Below are 19,553 nucleotides of genomic sequence, written 5' to 3'. Positions count from 1 at the left end.
CATACGGTATACAGCGCAGTCTCTGAAATAAAATATTCCTAAGCGAAAAGGATCGTTCCATGGACGAATCAATTGCTTCCATTTTTCGCAGAGCTCGTGAGGGACCGTTATTGCCGATTTATGTCTTTCCCGAATGTTTGAAAACGACCCAGGCTAGGTAAAAGCGCACTGAATACGTCGAAGGGTGAGAGTTACTAGCGTTGCCTGCTACCCACGCAATGCTCGAGCTCATCGCTCGGTCATGGCTGCAAGGCGCTGAGCACGCAAATACGATGGCCAAGCAGGACGAGCTGCGTCATTGATCTGCGATAGCTGACGTCGATCTCAAAGCGATTTCTAAAAAAATTTGAGAAACACAGTAAATAAATCCGAGAAACGTGCCGAACAGTAATGTAGGTGACTGAAAATCGGTCGCCGCACCCACTGATAAGGCTTTTGAATGAAGAAGCTGTACAAACTGTTCCACACCACCGCCAGCATTGCTGGCGCCATCATCTGTTTCGTGCGCAACTACTGCGTAGATAACCCTTGGGTCATATCTGGCCTGAAGAAGCTCATGGTGGTCTCTAGCATCATCATCACGATCCTGTCGGCGATGCTTTGGCACATCTCTGCTACCTGGCAAGAAGACGTGGCCCAGGTCCAGAACATCGATCAGGCGAAAGCTATTGCGATCACCACCGCAGCCGCCGTGCTGAACACAAAAGCGGCGATGCTTGGGGTGATCGCAGCCCTCATGAACGCCCTGTACTTTTGGATCGGAACGCTGAGCAGGTCCAAAGAGTAAAGGACACTCTCTCCAGGGCACATCGTCAACGATGAATTGCCTCTGATGTCTTACACGTATTGGATGGCTGCTCCTGGCCGAAGGCGGGGGCTCCTGAGGGTCCGCTTATGGCCGATCTCTACCGGTTGCCACCGTCAGCTTTCGGCCAGAAGAGGTCATTACCGTTAAGAAAGCTCCGCATTTTTACGCACGGAAGTTCAGTGCTCTCACGTCCGATATTAGGCCTAGATTCAGAACCTAGCGACCTCAATCTTTATGTTTCCCTGTAGTGGAATGTTTGTTGGTGCCGCCCATTTAGCTCAGATGGGGCGGGGATGCCGAGCTTACCGTCAGATCTCGCCCGCACCACCGCTATCGATTATGAGTTTCCGATTCCGGGCGTTCTACCGCAATTTATCGACTGCCATCCGCCTGCGTTGCCGTGAACAGACTGCGCCGAGATATCGCCCCGCAGTCAGCTGCAGCAGGTGCCCTTTAAAACATGATGTCAAATTGGAATCAATCATCTCATTTGCCTTATACTGCCCATTCCCAACATTTCTAGACGGGCAGTTGCTGGCCCATGAAAAGGAGATTCTTGATGTTTTTCAACATCCAATAGAATGACCCCGATATTACTGATTAGTATTACTCTATAATAATTATGCAACTATCAACTGCAGGAACTAAACATGAGTGGAATCCGCCTAAAAGAAAGCTGCGGAACTTTCGTATATTTTTTCGCTTTCACACTAGCACTGGCTTTTGTTGGTGCAAAATTCCCGCCACTAGCACAAAACATTAGCGAAATAATGCAAGAGCACATCGCAGGAAAAACCATCATGGTATTCTCTGGACTAACTGTGTTTTTTGCTTTTTTCTGCGCCACAAATAGAATGATTAAGCCAAGGGAATACGGAAAAACTGTAAAGCTACTAGTTTTGGCACCTAGTAATTTTATTATAACTCTAGCATTTGTAGCAGCCGCAATGAACTGGGCTGTCGCAATTTCATCACCTTTTCTTTTTCCATTGGCTGTTAATGGAGAAGTGTTTCTTCAACTTGCTCGCAACTCACTTGAAATCACCGGAATTGCATTAGGTTTAGGTCTGACTGCTTGGGTTTTGCACTGGTCTCCCGATCTGTACAAAAAACAGGCTCCCTTTGAAACACCGAGAACCAGCTTGTTCTGGATAGTTTATACGGTTAACACCATATTTTGGGGTTCGTTCTTCGCAACCATAATTTTCAAGATAATTTTTTAATAATGTTCCGTTCAGCAATGCGCTGTCAGTAAGAGGCTGCACTTTACCTGGCCATTTGCTTAGGAATTAGCTAGCTTTGGGTCGCTTTCAGTCGACCCAAGCGTTCCGTGACAGTCAGCAATCGGCCGATTCTGTTGAAAAAGTCGGCCCTGGTTTCCCAGGCCAAAAAGTACGCGTTTGATATTGAAATCTTGAAGTGCCGCAGAGGCATTCCGGACTCAGATTTCACGTAGCAGCGTGGTAAAGGCGCTTCCACCGATCAGTCTTCTGGCAATTTAAAAAAACCGATTTTTTCAACAGAATCGGCCAGAAGCGGTCACTCGCAGACGCTTTGGGGTAGTGTGTCGAATTGAACCATCGAAGCTTCACCCCCCTTCACTTGAGGATCTCTAATGACAAACCAATCCGCTATTGTCGAAGTGGTTCAAGAAACCGATTCTATGCTGCTCAGATCTTTGAATGACCTTCTCCCACAGCTTTCCAAAAACGCTCAAGCGATGACAATGGAAGATTTGAAGCAGATCGTGGATTCAGAGTGCTCCCATTTATTCGTCGTGAGAGCAGCAAGTGGAGGAAGCATTTTGGGGGCGCTAACCCTAATTCATTTTCGTATTCCGACAGGCGTTCGTGCTTGGATCGAAGACGTCGTAGTAGATGCCAGTGCTCGAGGCCAAGGGATCGGCAAAGCACTCATAGAAGCAGCAATAGAAAAAAGCCATGACCTCGGCGCGAAAACACTGGATTTAACATCCAACCCAGATCGTGAATCTACCCATCGTTTATACGAGGGGGCAGGATTCTCGTTGCGCACAACAAAGGTTTACCGACATATCAATGACTAATTGATAGTCCCTCAATGCAGGCGATCACTCATGTGCGCAGGACCGTCCTGCACGGCTGGTTTGGGTCGATTGCTGCTGTTCGCGAGCGGCGGCTTTTGGCCGATACCCGCCCTACGCGAAAGACAAATCTCGGCCATTTTGCTTAGGCCGCGGGGTGGCCAGGCGGGTCAGTAAGGGGGCCAACAGAAGGTGCGACTGGCTGGATAGTGGTTGGCGGCGGTGTAAGGCTTTCGATGTAAGTCGCGACAACCCGAGCTTCAATGTCTTGATAAGAGTCCAAGAACTCGACCCCAATATGCTTGGCATCAGTTTTCATAACGTCAACTGCTAACCCACGCTCATCTTTTCTCTCTCCTCGACCAAAGAAAAAGGATGAGTACTTTCGAGGGGAAACACCCTCAAAGCTATCAAATAATGTTTTACTGATTTCTGAGGGATTTGTTGAAATAGCATCGTCATGCAATTCCATAGCCAAGCTCTTTTCATACGGCTCGATATATACCACCCGCTTTATACCTGCCGCAATGATATGACGGGCACAGTTGTGACAAGGATAAGTGGTTGTGTAGAGTGTGCACCCATTCGAAGAAACACCCTGATGGCGTGCCAGTCCTAAAATAGCCTCCATCTCAGCATGAATTGCTCGGGAATACTCAATTATTGAGCCAGCTCTAGTTTCTTCAAGGATTAAGTTAGCTAAGTCTTCCTTGCCACCCGAGGTTAACTTACATTGTTTTTCAACTATAGCAACAATATCACTGATAAGACGAGACTTGTATTCATCATTAAAACACTTGCCACCATGATATATACAGCGCTGGTCTTTCCCTTTGTCATCTGAGGTATAGAGTCCACCGCCAAATTTTGGCACATCATTCCAGCCCAGAGAGATTACATTTCCGGCCTTATCCGCAATCGCTGCTCCAACTTGTCGACTAAGACATGCAGACTTCAGCGAGGCAGAAAATGCAGCATACATCCCAGACTCTTCGAACGTGGGAGTAATTCCATTCTTGCCATGAACTAGCTGAACGAATCGTTCACAGGGCTCTTTCAAATTTGAAGAGTTGTCGTGGTTGTTGCGGATAAAATAGTCAGCCTTTTGAATCGTTTTCTCTAGACGCTGCCCGTGCTTCTTGTTGTCGTCTCTATCACGACTAATAAGGGCCTGCGCGTCAGGTGCACTAATCCGCTCAACGCGTGTCAATTGATTTAGACGAATCTCTTGAGGGCTGAGAACACCTACAAGATAGAATAAATTCCCATAGACAAGCTTAAGAAGTTCGATTTCGGCTGGATTTTTTAACTGATCAATTAGATACACAGAGCGAGGCGGCTTTTGATTATTATTCGCCTCCTTCAAAATTTCTCGGCTTGTGGAAATTTCCACCATCGCCATAGCAGCTAAAATTTTTGGATCTTGTGATCTAAGATGGTCGCCAAGATCTTGTAGTGCAGTGTATCGTGCCTTTCCCTGGAGAGCATAAAGATCAACCCCGCGATATTCATGCGGCAAATCGGCGGGAAACTTACTCGTAAAATGTTCTTTTATTGACTTACTGATCTTAATGATTTTGGTGGTGTAGCCATAATCTTCGAAGTGAGCTTTAACCGATCTCACGACTTCAGATAGATTACATCCTACGGCACCTCCGAATGCTACTACGATCTCTTCCGACTGCCGAGAGTTGATCCGATCTACTATATTTCTGCTATCTTTCGGCCCTGTAGAAGCAGGAGCACGCATAGAACTTGCAGCCTCAGACATCCCTTTCTCCTACTGCGCATGAAGATTTACCAATCGTTTTTTTGCGCCCGCAATAAAACTTTGTCTAACGCTTTTTTATACTCCTCTTCTTTTTTCTTATCACGAAACTGCTCTACGTGAATAACATTTGAGCTATTCTTGGCGCTCGCAATTAAAGCGGCTTCGCCTTGCCCAACTTTAGTCAAGTTTTTCATCGTACTCCCTCGCATTCCCAGCCGGCCCTAGCTGGCAAACCGGCGCATTCTACAACCCTCAACGGCGAAAGCAACGGCGTCCTAAGCCTCGAGTCTAGTCCTTGAATCTTCGCATGCAAGTGGTTTGGACCTTCATAAGCTCGGATTCTCAAGCATTTCATCGATAAACTGCGATTTAGGCTCCCGCTGACTAATGTGTCGAATTCCGACGAAAGGAACTGAAGGCTTGCGCAATCAATTCCTGCCGGGAGTTTCTCTGTAGGTAGCGTCGTAGGCGGTTGAATTGCTGCGCCAGTAGCAGAAAGTCAACGCATTGGAAACCGAGAGTCCTGGTCACTCTGGCTTTCGACGATCAGGGTACGAGTTTTTTATATCGCCTTTCGCCCCATCCTTTAGACTTGTTGAAAGCGCTATTTTCAGTTGTCCTCTATCGACCGTAAACCGCCTTACGTGGAGGTCGGCAATTGGCCGTCTGCTGCCTGTCGCCATGGCAGCTTTTGGCGGATTCCTGCCTATTCTCTACGGAAGGGATGATCGACAACGTTCGAATTCAGGAGGTTTACCATTCGTATGCGGCTCTGAATTACTTACAGACCGACAATGTGCTGACATCTAAAAAATCCCGAGTTCGATTCCACCGAATGCCATAACTAGCTGATTTATTTATAGTTACTAGTTGGGGTACGCCGATTTTTCCAGCGAACTCCAGACGCCCGAAAAACCTGGTCTCGCCGAAACATACCGTTCGTCTGGTGCCGCACCATACAAAACGAAGCCCCTGCAGAAATACAGGGGCTTTGTTGTTTGTGGGTCTTAAGAAAACGTCCACAAAGTGTCCACACCAGATTTTTCCCTCCACCAATAGCTCGTATTTGCCTAGAGCTTCGGTTTTCGAATTCATCAACCCGGGTCCGGTTTCCGATGCCATTTCGCGCGGATGTGCGGCTTCAGAAAATTAATCAGGATCGTCGATTCCGACAGCCACCCTCCCCACCTACCAAATCCAATCGTTCGCTGTGAGCCATCTGGGAAAAATAGACATTTGTCTCGCAACATGACAAAGGCTTAGCCCACGTTTTTCACTGACACCGTGGTCTGGCCTTATTTTTTCCTGTTGCTAAGGAGCTACAGTCGGCGAAAACGCTTCGTGAAACGCCAACCATCCCTCCTTAACTACTTTTCTCCAACATTCGGAGGCTGAACTTATGCAGCTTCAACCGAAATCGAAATGCGACGGCCGAGCTGCTGCAAAGCACGCTCTACATTTTCGATCTTGGAGTGATGAAGGAAATCAATAAGGCGATCCACCTGCGGCCGTTGTACACCTAGCCGGCGTGCCAGTTCGGCTTTGCTCACTCCAGACTCCAAAAGCGTATTCCACAGCGCAATCTTCGCCGCAGTCAGCGCAGGCAGACGCAATACAGCGCCACTTTCCTGCTCTCCCGCCAGACCGGTCGGAATCAACCGGCGATCATCAACGTAAATTGAAAGTGCCGTCTCGATCCCATCGATAGCGCTGTCCAACGCTTGCTCGACGGTATCGCCGGCGGCGTGCATTTCTGGAATTTCTGCGCAGGATAACCAGATGCAGCCAGGCTCTTCGTGAACTTCCAACGCATATTCGAACATTACGCTTCCTCTCATCGGGTACAGCTAGGCCTCAATCCTTGAGGCCCAGTTGCTTGATTATCGATTTTCTCAGCCCTTCGCCCATTTCCTTGGCTCCGTGGTCGGGAAACACAGTTGATTTGCCATTCAAGGAGACCTTGAAGTGACTGCCCTTGCCGCTTTGAAACTCAACGCCTTGGGCTTTCAACCATCGCCGAAACTCGCTGTACTTCATGTGCGTCACTCGCCGTTTCGGTAGAGCGACCATGCAACATATTTGCTGCATATGCAACATAACTGTTGCACCGAACGTTTTGAAGCCTAGAGCATCCACCCCGCCACCACCTGGCCACGATTGCGCATCTACCCAGCTCAAGCTACCGTCAAACCCGTCGCTGCCAATTCAGCGACCGGGCCTGATAACCCGCGTAAGATACAGGCGCACCAGCGCCCCAACTCACGTTTGCCGGCGCATTTTTTGTGTCTGCATTACCGTGCAATGGCGGCTGTGCGTGGGAGACCTTCGGGTCTGCCGGGTTCCTGTATCTCCGGTTTATCAGCCCGCGCATAGCTGCCACCCATTCGTCTGATAACGAATTGGCAGCTCTCATTTGATACAGGGAGTTAACAAATGAAAGGCATTGATCCGTCAACAACATCGGTCACTTCACACCGCCCATCTCGAACGGCAGGTGAAGCGAAATGACCCACTCTCAAGATCTGAAAACCCTTGGCCTCACCCACTTTTCCTTTCAATCCAATCAAGCGATGTTCCGCACCAATCGGGGCGTGCCGGTAATCACCGCCCTATCCCACGCCTCGCACTTGCTTCACATTTCACGACTGCTCACTGCGGACACTTCGGTCTCGCGCGATCCTGATCTTCACGCTTATGCCTCGCAGTATTTGCAGGAATTGAGCAAGGCGCTGATCGATGATGTGGTGAAAGTGATGGATGCGCCGCCGGACAAGCCGTTGATGTAAACGCCGGTTTCAGGCCCTCGCCGATGCGAGGGCTTATGCGTTTCAGACCTGACTGATCTCAAGCACAAACGAAATCTTCTGCTGAGTCGCACTCCACACATACCGCAAATGCTTGCCCTGCTTTGGAATCGACACCGCAGGCGGCCGGAACGCGGCGATGCATTCATGGCCCGGCAGGCGAACGCTGTTGTAAAGCAGTCCCCACGACTCGGTTTCGCGTAGCTGCCTGGCGAATAGTTGAGACGGCCCATAAGCGTCCGGATCCGGATTGTGCAGCTCGGGGTGATCGTGGCGAATATCGTGCAGCGGTTTAACCACCCGATTGACGTAAGTCCGCATGGTCAACTCAAGATCAGCTTCTTGAGTCGCCGCAAGAAATCGCTCCTGGTGATAACAGGTCTCGGCGATCGCAGCAGCCTGACTGCTCGCGGCGTAGTAAACACCGAAGGTGCCATCGCAGAAACGACTGCGTTTGCCGATGTGGGTAAAAGCGGCCATCACCGGAGTCGAGCCGGGGCCGGAGAGTCGATCTTCGGGACGCACTCGGGCAAGAACCCCAGCCTGTTCGATCAGCCGATCATTGGTCAGCGCTTCAATTGCGTAGGCAACTTCCAGATCTTCGGGATCGAGCACGTCTTCAAACAGCGCAATCGGCGGGAAGCTGCTGTTGACGATCCGATAGGCTCTCGGCCACGCCACATCAACCATCTCTGGCGCCTTCAACCGCGCACCCCATCGAGGTAACGACGCACATCGGCGATATCGACCACGCGTCCAGCGAGCATGTAATCCAGCGCCGTTTGCCCATTGAACGGCGCCGCCGTGTTCGGACTACTGACCCATGTGTACGCGCGCTCACGGCTGTTGCTGAAGATGATGCTCAACGCCTTGTGAATGCCCATCAGATAAGAGATGCGCTCAAGGGTATCGTTAGGCAGACGTATGTTCGGCAGGTGTTTGTATTTATAGAACGTGGTGTTACCAACGCCGCCGAGTAATGTGCGTTGCTGCTCGGCGCTGCAGCCCCAACGCTCCATGAGGTTAAAGAAGAACTTCAGCGCGACGCGACCAGCCTCGGGAGCGTCGAGTTGTTCGCGTGGGGTGAGGGCTGGGGATGAGGTAGGCATGCTCGCCTCCCTTAATGAAAGGACATGTTTCAGCCTAGTACAGATACGGATAGTTGTGATCTTTTAATCCAGATATGAAGCAAATTGTTTCGAACAACAAATGCCGAAAATCATCAGGAATTGTTATTCGAAGTCAGTATTTTTTGACCCCCATCACCCCCATCCCCCCAAAAACCCCGATCCTGTGTCAGCCTCCAGCCATCGGCAGGGACATCAATTCGCTACTAAACCCGCGACAACTATGCTCAGGTGCAGGAATATACCCAGCATATGGCCGCCGGACCGGCGGTCTCGTAAACAACAATACCCAGCCCACTTTAGAGGGCATTACCCATGGATAGCAGAACCTTACGCAACCTCATGCGCATCGTGCAGACCGGCTCGTTGTCGGCCGCAGCCGAGCATTCGTGCCTGACTGTGCAGGCGCTGGCCGCGCAGTTGAACAAGGTCGAAGAGCAGTTCGGTTTCCGCTTGTTTCGTCGTTCCAACAAAGGGCTGACGCTGACGCCGCAAGGCACCGAGCTGACGCCGTATATGGACAAAGTGCTGATTGCCACGCGACAGATGGAAGAAAAGGTCGAGGCGCTGAAGGTGCCGGGCCAACGTACGTTGAAGGTGGCGTTGAACAACACGTTGTCGCCTGATTTCAATCGGCGAATGATCGGGCGCCTGATCGAGGTGTTTCCCGATTATCAGATGGAATTCAGTTATGCCGAGTCGATGGAAAACCTCAGTAAGCTGAAGAACGAAGACTTTGACCTTGCGGTGCTGATCGGCCCGCAGCGGCCGGGGTTGCCGAGCATTGTCTTGCCGGATGTTCAGGTGCAGGTGGTCGGCGCGCATTGCGGGCAGGAAAACGATCCGCTGACGTTGCTGGGCAACAAGTTTCAGGTGCGTCCTGCGGAAGATTGTCCTTATTCCCACAGCTTTTTGCGCTTTCTCGACGCCGGTCTGGGCAATCACGAGAACGGCCAGCGCATGGTCTATTCGTGCAGTGAAACGTTGACACTGTCGCTGATCACGCAAATGGACGCGGTCGGCATGGTTTCGCGTGAGGCCGCGCAGAAGAACGGCCTGACGATTTTCCCCGGTTTCGAGGATTTCCTCGAGGTACGCCTGGCGGTGAACAATCCGGAGTTGTCGAGCCAGGCGTTGAGTGACGTCGTCGATCTACCGCTACATGAACGAGCCGAGCGCAATGTACGCAGCCGTCCCAACCGCCACACTGAGAAAGAGGTTTTTGCTGAAATACGCACATAGCAACGTCGGAATCGCGGCATAGAATTCCGGGCGATCGAACTGTATGTGCTGATCCTTGATCAACAAGGGAGTCAGGCTGATCGCAGCGACGATCGCCACCGGCAAGTACTCCAGCGCCCGCGCAACAAACGGCGGCCAGTGCTCGGTATTCACTTGCAATGGCAAGGCGCGTGGCAGGAAGGTCACGGCCATCATCAGCGCGACCACCAGAATCAGGAACGTTTGGTCAGGCATACACCCACTCCGCAGCCCACAAACGTGGCGATGAAAACGTTGAATGGCGAGCTGCCGACCAGGCTCAGTGCGCCCATGCAAATCACTGCGGCCCCGGCGGCGATGAGTTTGTTGCGCGTGTTGCACAGCGACACCAGCACGTAGAGCATCATCGCCGTCAGTGCGTAGTCGAGTTGATATTTGATCAGGTGCGCCGCGTACTGCGCGCAGACCGCGCCGAGCAATCCGCCGAGCACCCACGAGGTGTGGCAGAACAGGTTGAAACCGATCAGATAGCGCACGTTGACTGGTGCGCCGGTACCGAGCTTGACGCTGTGGAACGCAAAGGATTCATCGGTCAGGCCACCGGCGTATGCCCAACGTTCCATGCGACTCAAACCGAGTGCACGCAGGGCCTTGGCCATGTACACCGACATCAACATGTGCCGCGCGTTGATCAGAAACGTGGTCAGCACAATGGTGGTCAGCGATGCACCGCTGGAGATCAGCGCCAGCGCAGCGAATTGCGAAGCGCCGGCATACACGAACAAGCACATCGCTACCGGCAGCCACATCGGCAACCCGGCGTTGACGGCCATCAGCCCGAACACGAATGACACCGTGAAATACCCGGCGACCACCGGGCTGGCTTCGGCAAACGTGCGCGACGGCTGATGGGTGACCATCAGCGGCGCACTGCCGGACCTTTCATTCATAGATCCCTCTCAAAAGTCCGTTCGCCGTGGGGCTCGCAAAAACCCTGGGCAGTCCAAAAACGCTTGCCCGCGAGGTTAGCATCGTCGACAAACAGAAACATCCGCAACACACCGACACGCTTCATGTCGGACGACGCCGCTTCAACCAGACGTTGACCGACGCCCTGGCTGCGATAGCGCGGGCTGACGGCCAGATGATTGATGGTGCCGCGACTGCCGAGCATGCCACCCAGCACCGCGCCGACGATTTCGCCGGCGACGTCGAAGGCGAGATAGGCCGTCGTGGTTTTCTGGATCAGCACGCCGCGCAGGCACTTGGCGTCCTGCCATTCGCAGAAGGACACTTCGTCGAACTGGCGGAAGAAGCGCTCCATGCGCTGCGCATCCTTGGCCGTGGCGCGTCGCAGCACCACCGGCGTCGAGCACTCGACGCCATCGATTGGGCTGATCTGATTAGCGAACAATGTCGAAAGCGGTCCCGGGCCGCGAGAAGGAAATCGCCAGAATCTGCCGATACGCCATGGCATGGGTGTGGCTGTTGCGCGCCGGGGTCACGTAGTGGCGCATGTCGCGGTCGAGGAAGTAGGTGGTGTCGAGAATTTCCTCGTAAGTGGTCGACGCCAGTTGATGCTCGTGGATGTCGTACAGACGACTCTCCGCACCCTCGACGTTGTTGCGGCCCCAGAAATGCACGCCGCTGAACGGGTAACCGTCGCAGTGAATGCCTTCAGGGGTGATTTCCAGTTGTTTGCCGGGTTTGATCTCGATGCGGATCTGATGGATCTGGCACTGCCAGATTTCATCGTGTAGCTCTTCCGGCAACACGCTTTTGTACACTTCGAAATCGGTGTCGATCAGGCTGCGCATTACCGGCGAAGAAATCACTTCATCGGAGAAGTCCTGGAAGTGCCGCACCAGGCCGCCAACGTAGGCGTTGTTCTCTTTCGATTGCACGTACGCGCGATGCTCGAGTTGCGTCAGCTCGCGGGTTTTCGGGTTGTATTCGAAGTCGCTGTAACGACGGTAACGCATGCCGGCTTCGGCCTGACCGTAGTAGCTGTCAGGCTCCATGTTTTCCCAACTTTTGGTCAGTCTGACGAAGTCGGCAAAATGACCGTAGAGATTGAAGTCACCACCCTGGACGTTGACATATTTGTCGCGCCGTAGCGATTCGCCCACTTCTCTGTTCAAAACGATCATTACCAAATTCTCCGCTGCGTTGAGCGGCCTAATCTATTAGGTGGAGAATTTGCGTCCATGAGAAAGAATTTCAGGCATTTAAAGCCCTGTTTGAAACGGTGATTGAAGCGACTTAAAAACAACTTTTACATGACAAAAACTCGGGTTTTTTCCGGTTTTCATCGAAAAACCGTCGAAAAAAAACTCCGAACCAGTCGGAGTTTTTTCACGTTTCTTACACCGGATCGGACATCAGAAGATGTTGATCGGGTAATCCACGAATACACGCACTTCGTTGCCGCCCACGTTGTACTCGCTGGATTTCTGCGACACGCGCAGGATCGAGCTGCGCAGTTTCACGCTGAGGTCTTTGGCCGGGCCACTTTGCACGACGTACTTGAACTGGTTGAAGATCTCGCGCTCGGTGCCACCGGTGCTGGTGGAGGTGGTGATGTTGTCGCCACGCACGTAAGCGAAGTTGTAGCTCAGGCCCGGAACGCCGAACGCGCCGAAGTCGAGGCCGTAGCCCAACTGCCAGCTGCGTTCGTCTTCAGCGTTGAAGTCCGACCAGTAAGAGTTGGCCAGGTAGATGGTGTTGCCGCCATCGCCGACACGGTTTTGATCTTTCTGGTAGCCGCCGTAGGCGTAGCCCAGGTTGCTGTCGCCGGTGGAGCGCTGGTGCGCCACGGTGAACGAGTGCGGGCCGGTGGCGAAAGTGGCTGCCAGGCTCCAGATCTTGTTGTCGTCGCCGGTCACACCGTTTTCGCGGACATAGGAGTTGTCCAGCTTGGTGCGGTAGCCGTTGAAGTCCAGGGTCAGCGATTGATCCTTGTTGAACGGCAACACGTAGTTGGCGTTCACGTATTGTTTCTTCAATACGTCTTCAACGTCGGAAGCGTACAACGCACCTTTGAAGTGTTCAGTGAACTGGTAGCTACCGCCCAACACGTTGATCGACTTCAGACCACCGCTGTCACGGCCTTCATCGCTCTTGCGCGATTCGGCAGTGAATCGGCCGGCGTTCAGTTCCAGGCCCTTGATCTCACGGGAAGTGATCAAAGTACCGGTGTAGCTTTCCGGCAACAGACGCGAGTTGTCATAGTTCAGCACCGGCAGTGCCGGCATCTGGTCGCCGTACGTCAGCACGGTGTTGGAGAAGCGGAATTTGACCGCTGCGCCAGCCTTGGCCAGATCGTTGGCGGCATCGCCGTGCTGGCCGGCAACGTTGCCGTTGTCTTGCTTGAAGAAGTCGATACCACCGGCGCCGCTGCGGCCTTTGCCGCCATCCAGACGCAGTGCGTACAGACCGAAGGCATCCACGCCGACACCGATAGTGCCCTGGGTGAAGCCGGACGAGAACGTGCCGATGGCCGCTTGGCCCCACTCGGCTTTGTCGTCGTTACCGTCTTTGTAATCACGATTGATGTAGGCGTTGCGCAACAGCACTTTGAGGCTGCTGTCTTCTTGAAAACCCTTGGACTCGGCCTGGTCGTTAGCCATGGCCTGTGTGGCGCTCAACATCCCCAGAGCGATCAGGCTGATTCGCTTGTTCAACATTTTGTTTTCCTTATTACGGGTTGAAACGCGCTGTGTCGAACGGCTGAAACGGCGCTATTGCACTCTTTTTTCATCCCGAAACAAAAAGACCCGCCCACGACAATGCCGTGGCGGGCCTTCTTATTATTTTGAGTCATGGCGGTTGGCCACAGGCGTTGGGCCGAATCGTAGCCGCGCCCTGAACTATGTGTCAATTTCAAGAATCGTCTTTAAATAGGCGAAAATCGTCTAAGAAACGTAAATTTTGCGCTGACTCCTTGCACGGAAATGCCTGCAACCAGTGAATACAGTGACCTCAAGCGCATCCTTCGAGCCCGCAAAGCGCAGCGGTCGCACCGGCCTCATCGACGCTGATCGATTGTTTCAGCCAGTCCGCGAAAGGTTGCGGCTTCCCCAGCCAGGGACTGATGTCGACTGGTTTGAATTGCCCGTCTTGCTCCAGGGCGAACGTAGGAAAACCCTGGCCGCCCAGTTGTGCCAGCAACTGGCGACTGGCTTTTATGTGCGCCTCGGTGTCGACCGATTCTAAGGCAATGTGGAAGTCCTCCTGTGCATAACCCCTCTCGACCGCCAATTCCAGCAGCACTGTTGAATCGGCAATTCGCCGCCCTTCCACATAGTGCGCAATCTGCAATCGACCAAGCATCTGCATACCGCCACCGTCGATGGATTCGGCCGCCATGACCGCAGCAATCGGCGGCGTCGAGTCGAAGACGGCCGAATGATCACGCAGCAAACCTTCGAAATACGCCTCGCCAAATGGCTGCCCGGTGAATTCGGCGATACGCCGGTCGTGGGGAATTACGTAATTGCGCAGCTGCGGCGAAACACGCTGGCGATTGGCGCCGCTCATCATCCCGCCGGCATGCGCAACCACTGGCAGCACGTTTTGCGCAGCCTGCACCAACGGTTTGGCGCCGTAACACCAGCCGCACAACGGGTCGTAAATGTAGTGAAGGATCATCAGTCATCTCCGGCAGCCAACAGGCAAAAATTGATGCCGGGAGACTATGCCTCCAGCCGAAACGGAAAAACCTCGAAACGGCTTTCAGTCTGTTTCGTGGATCGGGCGAATGGTCTGCTCGGCCAGCTTGTATCAACATCGACACAAATTGAAACAATCACACAGGGGAACTTCTCAGGAATAATTAACGGAAGTAAATAGCAAGCATTATCATCCGCACCCCTACACGCTACAGCCTAAAAATCCTACGGATGTTTTCTTCAATGCCTGCCCCCTTTCGCCTTACGTCCTACAGCGTTGGCCTTTCTGCCCTGCTGTCTGCCGGTTTTTCCTACGCTGCTCCCACAACATTGCCCGAGACATCGATCAGCGCTGCCGAAACCGAAACCGATGATCCACGGGTAAAAGTCAGCAACACCGCGACCCGCACTTCGACGCCGGTGCGTTATGTGCCGCAGGCCATTGATTCGATCAAGACGTCGAACGTCGCCGACTACGGCACCAACGATATCGCCGACGCTCTGAGTGGCATGCCCAACGTCAGCAGCAGCGCCGACACCCGCTTCGACAGCCTGCGCATCCGTGGCTTCGACGCCAGCAACGACTTCTATCTGGACGGCATCCGCGACGACAGCCAATACAAGCGCGACCTGCACAATATCGAACGCGTCGAAGTGCTCAAGGGGCCGGCCGCCGTGTTGTACGGCCGTGGCAGTCAGGGCGGGATCGTCAACCGCGTCAGCAAAACGCCGGAAGCCGGCCGTCGCTCGACCATCGAAGCCCAGGGCGGCAGCGAAGATTTGCGCAGCCTTTACGCAGACCTCAGCACCGACCCGAGCGACAACATCAGCCTGCGCCTGAACATGGGCAACATGGATGAAAACAGCTTCCGCGACGGCGTCAGCGGCAATCGCCAACTGTTCGCGCCGTCGATGAGCTGGCAATTGACGCCGGATCTGAACTGGCTGGTGCAGTACGAATACAGCCGTTACAACCGCACCCCGGATCGCGGCATTCCCGGCGTCAACGGGCGCCCGGCGGATGTCGGTCGCGACACGACCTATGGCAACGATCACGACTTTATCGACGACAAGTCGCAGTCGCTGCGCTCGAAACTCACTTACGAAATCAACGACAACTGGCAGCTGCGCCAGACCCTCGGCGTGTTCAAGCTCGACAGCGATTTCGACAACACTTACCTCACCGGTTTCACCCCGGCCACCCGCCAGGTTACGCGCCAGCACTGGCAGCAGGATCTGACCACTCGCAACATCTACAACAACCTCGAACTGGAAGGTGGTTTCGATACGTTCGGCCTTGAGCATCGCCTGCTCACCGGCGTTGAAACCGGCAGTCAGCGCCGCGACCCGACGCTGTACAACGCCGCCACCGGCAGAACCCCGGGCGCACGCCCCGTACCGTCGCTCGACCTTTACAGCCCCAATCGCGACCTGCGCCACACCGGCAGCATGCAGGTTTCCAGCAGCAGCCATACCGAAGTCGAAAGTCGCGCGGTGTACGTGCAGGACCAGCTGCGCCTGAACGATCAATGGCAACTGCTCGGTGGTCTGCGTTACGACACCTTCGACATCGAGTCGACCAACAAGCTGCGCAACATCTCCGAAGATCGTGACAGCCACAGCACCAGCCCGCGCGTGGGCCTGGTCTGGACGCCGCTGCAGAATCACTCGTTCTACGCCTCTTGGTCGAAGACCTTCTCGCCCGTCGGCGGTGGCCTGATCGGCATCACCCCGGGCGCCGCCGGCAACAGCAACGACCTCAGTCCCGAGCTGACCAAGCAAAAAGAAATCGGCGTGAAGAGCGACTGGCTCGATGACCGTCTCAGCACCACGCTGGCGATCTATGACCTGGAACTCTACAACCGTCGTACCACCGATCCCAACGACCCGACCCTGACCGTATTGTCGGGCCTGCAACGCTCTCGCGGGATCGAGTTGACCGCGACCGGCAACATCGTCGGCAACTGGTACATGCGCGGTGGCGTCGGCGTGCAGGATGCGACCATCGAGAAGGACAACAATGGCCTGGAAGGCAAACGCATCAACAACGTCGCCAAGCATAACGGCAGCCTGTTCCTGACCTGGAAACCGGAGATGGGTTGGTACGGCGAAACCGGTCTGACCCTGGTTGGCCAGCGTTATGCCGACAACGCCAACACCACTGTATTGCCGGGCTATGGCCGCTGGGATGCACTGGTGGGCTACCGGATGAAGGATTGGGATTTGCGGGCGGCGCTGAACAACATCACCGACCGTGATTACTACGCGTCGGCGACCAGCCAGTATCAGATTCAGCCGGGTGCGCCGCGTAGCGTCGTGATGACCGGGACTTATAGCTTTTAAGAAACAAGATCAAAAGATCGCAGCCTGCGGCAGCTCCTACAGTGAAATGTACATCTCAATGCAGGAGCTGCCGCAGGCTGCGATCTTTTCTTTCGTGCATAAAAAAGCGCCGCCATCCCGGCAGCGCTTTTACCAATCCCTGTTGTTGTTCTTATCCTTCCATCACAGCCCATAACGCTTCCAGTTCGGCCTCGCTGAACAGGCCAGCGGGGTAACGCTCGATCATCATCCGGCGCGGATCAGGTTCCCTGATCTGACGCGTTCCATTGGACTTCAACCAGTGCGCGACAATCTGCAGCGATTCGCCATTTACGGCCATGGGATGCAACGTCCGCTCGCTGACTACGTTCACTTCGGCGTTCATTTCAGCGCTCTCTCCCCGTTCATGAGCGGCTACGTTATCCAAGGTTTATGACAGAACTGTTGAAGTTCTTCCCCCTCCCTAGTGCACGGGTGATGAATACAAGAGCTATGCCAATGTTTCTCTGTTGTCGACAAGTGGATACAAAGAAGCCCGCCATCCTGTCGGAGTGCGGGCCTCGGTTGATGCATAGCGAGCTAATCATTACCCGGCTGATTTATTAATCAACTCAAGCTGTTACGACTCAACTCACTCGTTGTGCGGTGCCGGCTGCTGCTGGGTAAGGCAGTGGATATTGCCGCCACCCAGTAACAGTTCGCGGCCCGGCACCATCACCACTTCGTGCTGCGGGAACAGCTTCTGCAGGATTTCTTTCGCCCCAGCGTCCATCGGATCGTCGAAGCTCGGCGCGATGATGCCGCCGTTGACGATCAGGAAGTTCACGTAGGAACCGGCCAGGCGCACGGACGGATTGCGCTCTTGCGTGCCGTCCACCGGATCGACCCCGGCGCACTCTTCTTCGGTCGCGTACAGCGGCCCCGGAATCGGCATTTTGTGCACCGTGAATGGGCGACCCTTGGCGTCGGTGCTGCTTTGCAGGACTTTCATCGCAGCCTGGCAGCGCGGGTAGTTCGGATCCTGCGGATCGTCGGTCCACGCCAGCAGCACTTCACCCGGACGCACGTAGCAGCAGAAGTTATCCACATGGCCGTCGGTTTCGTCGTTGAACAAACCGTCCGGCAGCCAGATGATTTTATCCACAGACAGATTGGCGCTCAGTACCGCTTCGATTTCTTCGCGGCCCAGGTGCGGATTGCGATTGCGGTTGAGCAGGCATTCTTCGGTGGTGATCAGCGTGCCTTCGCCGTCGACGTGAATCGACCCGCCTTCGAGCACAAAACCTTCAGTGCGATAACGCGGGCTGCGCTCGATCTCGAGGATCTTGCCGCCGACCTGCGAATCACGATTCCACGGCGAATACAGGCCGCCGTCGAAACCGCCCCAGGCGTTGAAATCCCAGTTCACACCGCGCACTTCACCGTTGTTGTTGATGACGAAGGTCGGGCCGCTGTCGCGTACCCAGGCGTCATCGCTGGACATCTCGACCACGCGGATATTCGGCACGTCGAGGCGTGCACGGGCGTTTTCGTATTGGCCGGCGGACACGGCCACGGTCACTGGTTCAAAACGCGCAATGGCCTTGGCCACCGCTGCGTGTGCGGCTTGCGCCGGTTTGCCACCCAGACGCCAGTTGTCCGGGCGCTCGGGCCAGATCATCCAGGTCTGCGTTTGCGGCGCCCACTCGGCCGGCATGTGAAAGCCGTCGGCGCGCGGGGTACTTTTCAATGTGGTCATCGGGATCAGGACTCCAGGGAACCGTCGAGGGTTTTCAACGCACCGTACAGGTTCGGACGGCGGTCACGGAATGAACCCCACGCGCTGCGAATATGTTCGAGCTCGTCGAGGTTGAAAGTGTGCACAAGAATACCTTCTTCGGTTTTATTCAGCTCCTGCACTTTTTCGCCGAACTGGTTGGCGATGAACGACGAGCCGTAGAACGTGATGTCGTAGCCGTCCTGTTCTTCGTTGCCGATGCGGTTGCTGGCAATCAGCGGCATCAGGTTGGCGCCAGCGTGCCCCTGCTGTACACGCTGCCAGTGATCGCGCGACGAAATAGTCTTGTCGTGCGGCTCGCTGCCAATTGCCGTTGGATAGAAGAGGATTTCCGCCCCTTGCAGGGCCATGCTCCGCGCGGCTTCCGGGAACCACTGATCCCAGCAGATGCCCACGCCGATTTTCGCGTAACGGGTGTTCCACACTTTGAACCCGGTGTCGCCCGGGTTGAAGTAATACTTCTCGTGGTAGCCCGGGCCATCCGGGATGTGGCTTTTACGATAAATCCCGAGGTTGCTGCCGTCGGCATCGATGATCGCGATACTGTTGAAACGTGCGCGGCCAGCCAACTCGTAAAAGCTGATCGGCAGCACCACTTGCAGCTCTTTGGCGATTTTCTGGAAATGTCTGATCGCGACGTTGTCTTCCACCGTCGTCGCCAGTTGCAGATAGTCCGGGTTCGGCTTCTGGCAGAAGTACGGCGCCTCGAACAGTTCCTGAATCAGGATGATCTGCGCGCCTTTGGCGGCGGCTTCGCGCACCAGCCTTTCAGCGATTTCGAGGTTGGCTTCCAGATCCCACGAACAGGCCATCTGAGTGGCAGCAACGGTAACGATACGGCTCATCAATCATCTCCGGGCAAGTACTTTGGCGGTCGACCATTCGACCGAAAAGAAAAACGCGCGCACCGGACAAGCGATCGCCAAGCCGGAGCAATGGCGACTTTATAGCCGATAAATATCGGCTTTAGAAGCTACGAAAATGCATTTCG

At 54.3% G+C, this 19,553-nt stretch carries 21 protein-coding genes; 6 read left to right on the top strand and 15 right to left on the bottom strand.

The annotated features are described in order from the left end of the window. The first annotated feature begins 439 nt into the window (after positions 1-439). The 3 genes from PMI37_RS10390 (at position 440) to PMI37_RS10380 (ending at position 2,873) form a co-directional block, all read left to right on the top strand. A complete protein-coding gene (locus PMI37_RS10390) occupies positions 440-787 on the top strand; it encodes a hypothetical protein (protein ID WP_008080529.1) in 348 nt (115 codons plus the stop codon). Between the two features lie 671 nt (positions 788-1,458). After that, complete coding sequence (locus PMI37_RS10385) at positions 1,459-2,031, top strand: hypothetical protein (protein WP_008080528.1); 573 nt, start codon at positions 1,459-1,461, stop codon at positions 2,029-2,031. A gap of 392 nt (positions 2,032-2,423) precedes the next feature. Then, a complete protein-coding gene (locus PMI37_RS10380; RefSeq protein ID WP_045123095.1) occupies positions 2,424-2,873 on the top strand; it encodes a GNAT family N-acetyltransferase in 450 nt (149 codons plus the stop codon). A 142-nt stretch (positions 2,874-3,015) separates the two neighbouring features. On the opposite strand, the gene PMI37_RS10375 is transcribed toward PMI37_RS10380, so the two are convergent. The 4 genes from PMI37_RS10375 to PMI37_RS10365 form a co-directional block, all read right to left on the bottom strand. Next, on the bottom strand, positions 3,016-4,641 hold the full coding sequence (locus tag PMI37_RS10375; RefSeq protein ID WP_008080527.1) for an anti-phage dCTP deaminase: 1,626 nt from the start codon (positions 4,639-4,641) through the stop codon (positions 3,016-3,018). Positions 4,642-4,667: 26 nt separating this feature from the next. Beyond that, on the bottom strand, positions 4,668-4,835 hold the full coding sequence (locus PMI37_RS31840; protein ID WP_008080526.1) for a hypothetical protein: 168 nt from the start codon (positions 4,833-4,835) through the stop codon (positions 4,668-4,670). 1,203 nt (positions 4,836-6,038) lie between these two features. Further along, entirely contained in the window at positions 6,039-6,464 is a 426-nt protein-coding gene (locus PMI37_RS10370) for a type II toxin-antitoxin system HicB family antitoxin (protein ID WP_008080525.1), read from the bottom strand. Between the two features lie 31 nt (positions 6,465-6,495). Continuing rightward, the gene (locus PMI37_RS10365; protein ID WP_008080524.1) at positions 6,496-6,678 is read right to left on the bottom strand and encodes a type II toxin-antitoxin system HicA family toxin; all 183 of its coding nucleotides are present in this window, start codon (positions 6,676-6,678) and stop codon (positions 6,496-6,498) included. Between the two features lie 467 nt (positions 6,679-7,145). Between PMI37_RS10365 and PMI37_RS10360 the strand changes: the two genes are divergently transcribed. Next, positions 7,146-7,427 (top strand): DUF3077 domain-containing protein, encoded by a 282-nt coding sequence (locus PMI37_RS10360; protein ID WP_008080523.1) that lies wholly within the window; start codon positions 7,146-7,148, stop codon positions 7,425-7,427. A gap of 42 nt (positions 7,428-7,469) precedes the next feature. Here the strand turns inward: PMI37_RS10360 and PMI37_RS10355 are convergent, their stop codons facing one another. Then, positions 7,470-8,135, bottom strand: a complete 666-nt coding sequence (locus PMI37_RS10355; protein WP_008080522.1) for an RES family NAD+ phosphorylase — start codon at positions 8,133-8,135, stop codon at positions 7,470-7,472. A gap of 11 nt (positions 8,136-8,146) precedes the next feature. Continuing rightward, a complete protein-coding gene (locus PMI37_RS10350) occupies positions 8,147-8,554 on the bottom strand; it encodes an MbcA/ParS/Xre antitoxin family protein (RefSeq protein ID WP_008080521.1) in 408 nt (135 codons plus the stop codon). 333 nt (positions 8,555-8,887) lie between these two features. Here PMI37_RS10350 and PMI37_RS10345 point away from each other — a divergent pair, with 333 nt between their 5' ends. Next, positions 8,888-9,814, top strand: coding sequence for a LysR family transcriptional regulator (locus PMI37_RS10345; protein WP_008080520.1), 927 nt, complete (start codon positions 8,888-8,890; stop codon positions 9,812-9,814). Here the strand turns inward: PMI37_RS10345 and PMI37_RS10340 are convergent. From PMI37_RS10340 to PMI37_RS10315, 6 genes are all read right to left on the bottom strand, one after another. Beyond that, the gene (locus PMI37_RS10340) at positions 9,731-10,048 is read right to left on the bottom strand and encodes an AzlD domain-containing protein (RefSeq protein WP_008080519.1); all 318 of its coding nucleotides are present in this window, start codon (positions 10,046-10,048) and stop codon (positions 9,731-9,733) included. The genes PMI37_RS10345 and PMI37_RS10340 overlap by 84 nt on opposite strands. Beyond that, positions 10,027-10,743: an AzlC family ABC transporter permease gene (locus PMI37_RS10335; RefSeq protein ID WP_008080518.1), complete on the bottom strand. Its 717-nt coding sequence runs from the start codon at positions 10,741-10,743 to the stop codon at positions 10,027-10,029. Before PMI37_RS10335 ends, PMI37_RS10340 begins: the two co-directional genes overlap by 22 nt. Beyond that, positions 10,740-11,117, bottom strand: coding sequence for a GNAT family N-acetyltransferase (locus PMI37_RS10330; RefSeq protein ID WP_008080517.1), 378 nt, complete (start codon positions 11,115-11,117; stop codon positions 10,740-10,742). Before PMI37_RS10330 ends, PMI37_RS10335 begins: the two co-directional genes overlap by 4 nt. A 79-nt stretch (positions 11,118-11,196) precedes the next feature. After that, complete coding sequence (locus PMI37_RS10325; RefSeq protein ID WP_008080516.1) at positions 11,197-11,943, bottom strand: 2OG-Fe dioxygenase family protein; 747 nt, start codon at positions 11,941-11,943, stop codon at positions 11,197-11,199. A 231-nt stretch (positions 11,944-12,174) separates the two neighbouring features. Further along, the gene (locus tag PMI37_RS10320; RefSeq protein ID WP_008080515.1) at positions 12,175-13,479 is read right to left on the bottom strand and encodes an OprD family porin; all 1,305 of its coding nucleotides are present in this window, start codon (positions 13,477-13,479) and stop codon (positions 12,175-12,177) included. A 295-nt stretch (positions 13,480-13,774) separates the two neighbouring features. Then, complete coding sequence (locus tag PMI37_RS10315) at positions 13,775-14,443, bottom strand: DsbA family protein (protein ID WP_008080514.1); 669 nt, start codon at positions 14,441-14,443, stop codon at positions 13,775-13,777. Between the two features lie 263 nt (positions 14,444-14,706). Here PMI37_RS10315 and PMI37_RS10310 point away from each other — a divergent pair, with 263 nt between their 5' ends. Beyond that, entirely contained in the window at positions 14,707-16,806 is a 2,100-nt protein-coding gene (locus PMI37_RS10310; RefSeq protein ID WP_008080513.1) for a TonB-dependent receptor, read from the top strand. Positions 16,807-16,957: 151 nt separating this feature from the next. Here PMI37_RS10310 and PMI37_RS10305 read toward each other — a convergent pair whose 3' ends face one another. The 3 genes from PMI37_RS10305 to aguB all read right to left on the bottom strand — a co-directional run bounded on the left by PMI37_RS10305 (position 16,958) and on the right by aguB (position 19,407). Beyond that, entirely contained in the window at positions 16,958-17,170 is a 213-nt protein-coding gene (locus PMI37_RS10305) for a hypothetical protein (protein ID WP_008080512.1), read from the bottom strand. A 246-nt stretch (positions 17,171-17,416) separates the two neighbouring features. After that, positions 17,417-18,523: an agmatine deiminase gene (gene aguA, locus PMI37_RS10300; RefSeq protein ID WP_008080511.1), complete on the bottom strand. Its 1,107-nt coding sequence runs from the start codon at positions 18,521-18,523 to the stop codon at positions 17,417-17,419. 5 nt (positions 18,524-18,528) lie between these two features. Further along, entirely contained in the window at positions 18,529-19,407 is an 879-nt protein-coding gene (gene aguB, locus PMI37_RS10295; protein ID WP_008080510.1) for an N-carbamoylputrescine amidase, read from the bottom strand. Positions 19,408-19,553 lie beyond the last annotated feature (146 nt).

This window comes from Pseudomonas sp. GM80 (genome assembly GCF_000282515.1).
Taxonomy (GTDB): Bacteria; Pseudomonadota; Gammaproteobacteria; order Pseudomonadales; family Pseudomonadaceae; genus Aquipseudomonas.
The sequence above is the reverse complement of the archived record's forward strand: the minus strand, read 5'-3'. Positions and strand labels throughout refer to the sequence as shown.

Coding starts and splice junctions, on each gene's coding strand:
- PMI37_RS10390 (WP_008080529.1), top strand. CDS start 440: ATGAAGAAGCTGTACAAACTGTTCCACACCACCGCCAGCATTGCTGGC.
- PMI37_RS10385 (WP_008080528.1), top strand. CDS start 1,459: ATGAGTGGAATCCGCCTAAAAGAAAGCTGCGGAACTTTCGTATATTTT.
- PMI37_RS10380 (WP_045123095.1), top strand. CDS start 2,424: ATGACAAACCAATCCGCTATTGTCGAAGTGGTTCAAGAAACCGATTCT.
- PMI37_RS10375 (WP_008080527.1), bottom strand. CDS start 4,641: ATGTCTGAGGCTGCAAGTTCTATGCGTGCTCCTGCTTCTACAGGGCCG.
- PMI37_RS31840 (WP_008080526.1), bottom strand. CDS start 4,835: ATGAAAAACTTGACTAAAGTTGGGCAAGGCGAAGCCGCTTTAATTGCG.
- PMI37_RS10370 (WP_008080525.1), bottom strand. CDS start 6,464: ATGTTCGAATATGCGTTGGAAGTTCACGAAGAGCCTGGCTGCATCTGG.
- PMI37_RS10365 (WP_008080524.1), bottom strand. CDS start 6,678: ATGAAGTACAGCGAGTTTCGGCGATGGTTGAAAGCCCAAGGCGTTGAG.
- PMI37_RS10360 (WP_008080523.1), top strand. CDS start 7,146: ATGACCCACTCTCAAGATCTGAAAACCCTTGGCCTCACCCACTTTTCC.
- PMI37_RS10355 (WP_008080522.1), bottom strand. CDS start 8,135: ATGGTTGATGTGGCGTGGCCGAGAGCCTATCGGATCGTCAACAGCAGC.
- PMI37_RS10350 (WP_008080521.1), bottom strand. CDS start 8,554: ATGCCTACCTCATCCCCAGCCCTCACCCCACGCGAACAACTCGACGCT.
- PMI37_RS10345 (WP_008080520.1), top strand. CDS start 8,888: ATGGATAGCAGAACCTTACGCAACCTCATGCGCATCGTGCAGACCGGC.
- PMI37_RS10340 (WP_008080519.1), bottom strand. CDS start 10,048: ATGCCTGACCAAACGTTCCTGATTCTGGTGGTCGCGCTGATGATGGCC.
- PMI37_RS10335 (WP_008080518.1), bottom strand. CDS start 10,743: ATGAATGAAAGGTCCGGCAGTGCGCCGCTGATGGTCACCCATCAGCCG.
- PMI37_RS10330 (WP_008080517.1), bottom strand. CDS start 11,117: ATGGAGCGCTTCTTCCGCCAGTTCGACGAAGTGTCCTTCTGCGAATGG.
- PMI37_RS10325 (WP_008080516.1), bottom strand. CDS start 11,943: ATGATCGTTTTGAACAGAGAAGTGGGCGAATCGCTACGGCGCGACAAA.
- PMI37_RS10320 (WP_008080515.1), bottom strand. CDS start 13,479: ATGTTGAACAAGCGAATCAGCCTGATCGCTCTGGGGATGTTGAGCGCC.
- PMI37_RS10315 (WP_008080514.1), bottom strand. CDS start 14,443: ATGATCCTTCACTACATTTACGACCCGTTGTGCGGCTGGTGTTACGGC.
- PMI37_RS10310 (WP_008080513.1), top strand. CDS start 14,707: ATGCCTGCCCCCTTTCGCCTTACGTCCTACAGCGTTGGCCTTTCTGCC.
- PMI37_RS10305 (WP_008080512.1), bottom strand. CDS start 17,170: ATGAACGCCGAAGTGAACGTAGTCAGCGAGCGGACGTTGCATCCCATG.
- aguA (WP_008080511.1), bottom strand. CDS start 18,523: ATGACCACATTGAAAAGTACCCCGCGCGCCGACGGCTTTCACATGCCG.
- aguB (WP_008080510.1), bottom strand. CDS start 19,407: ATGAGCCGTATCGTTACCGTTGCTGCCACTCAGATGGCCTGTTCGTGG.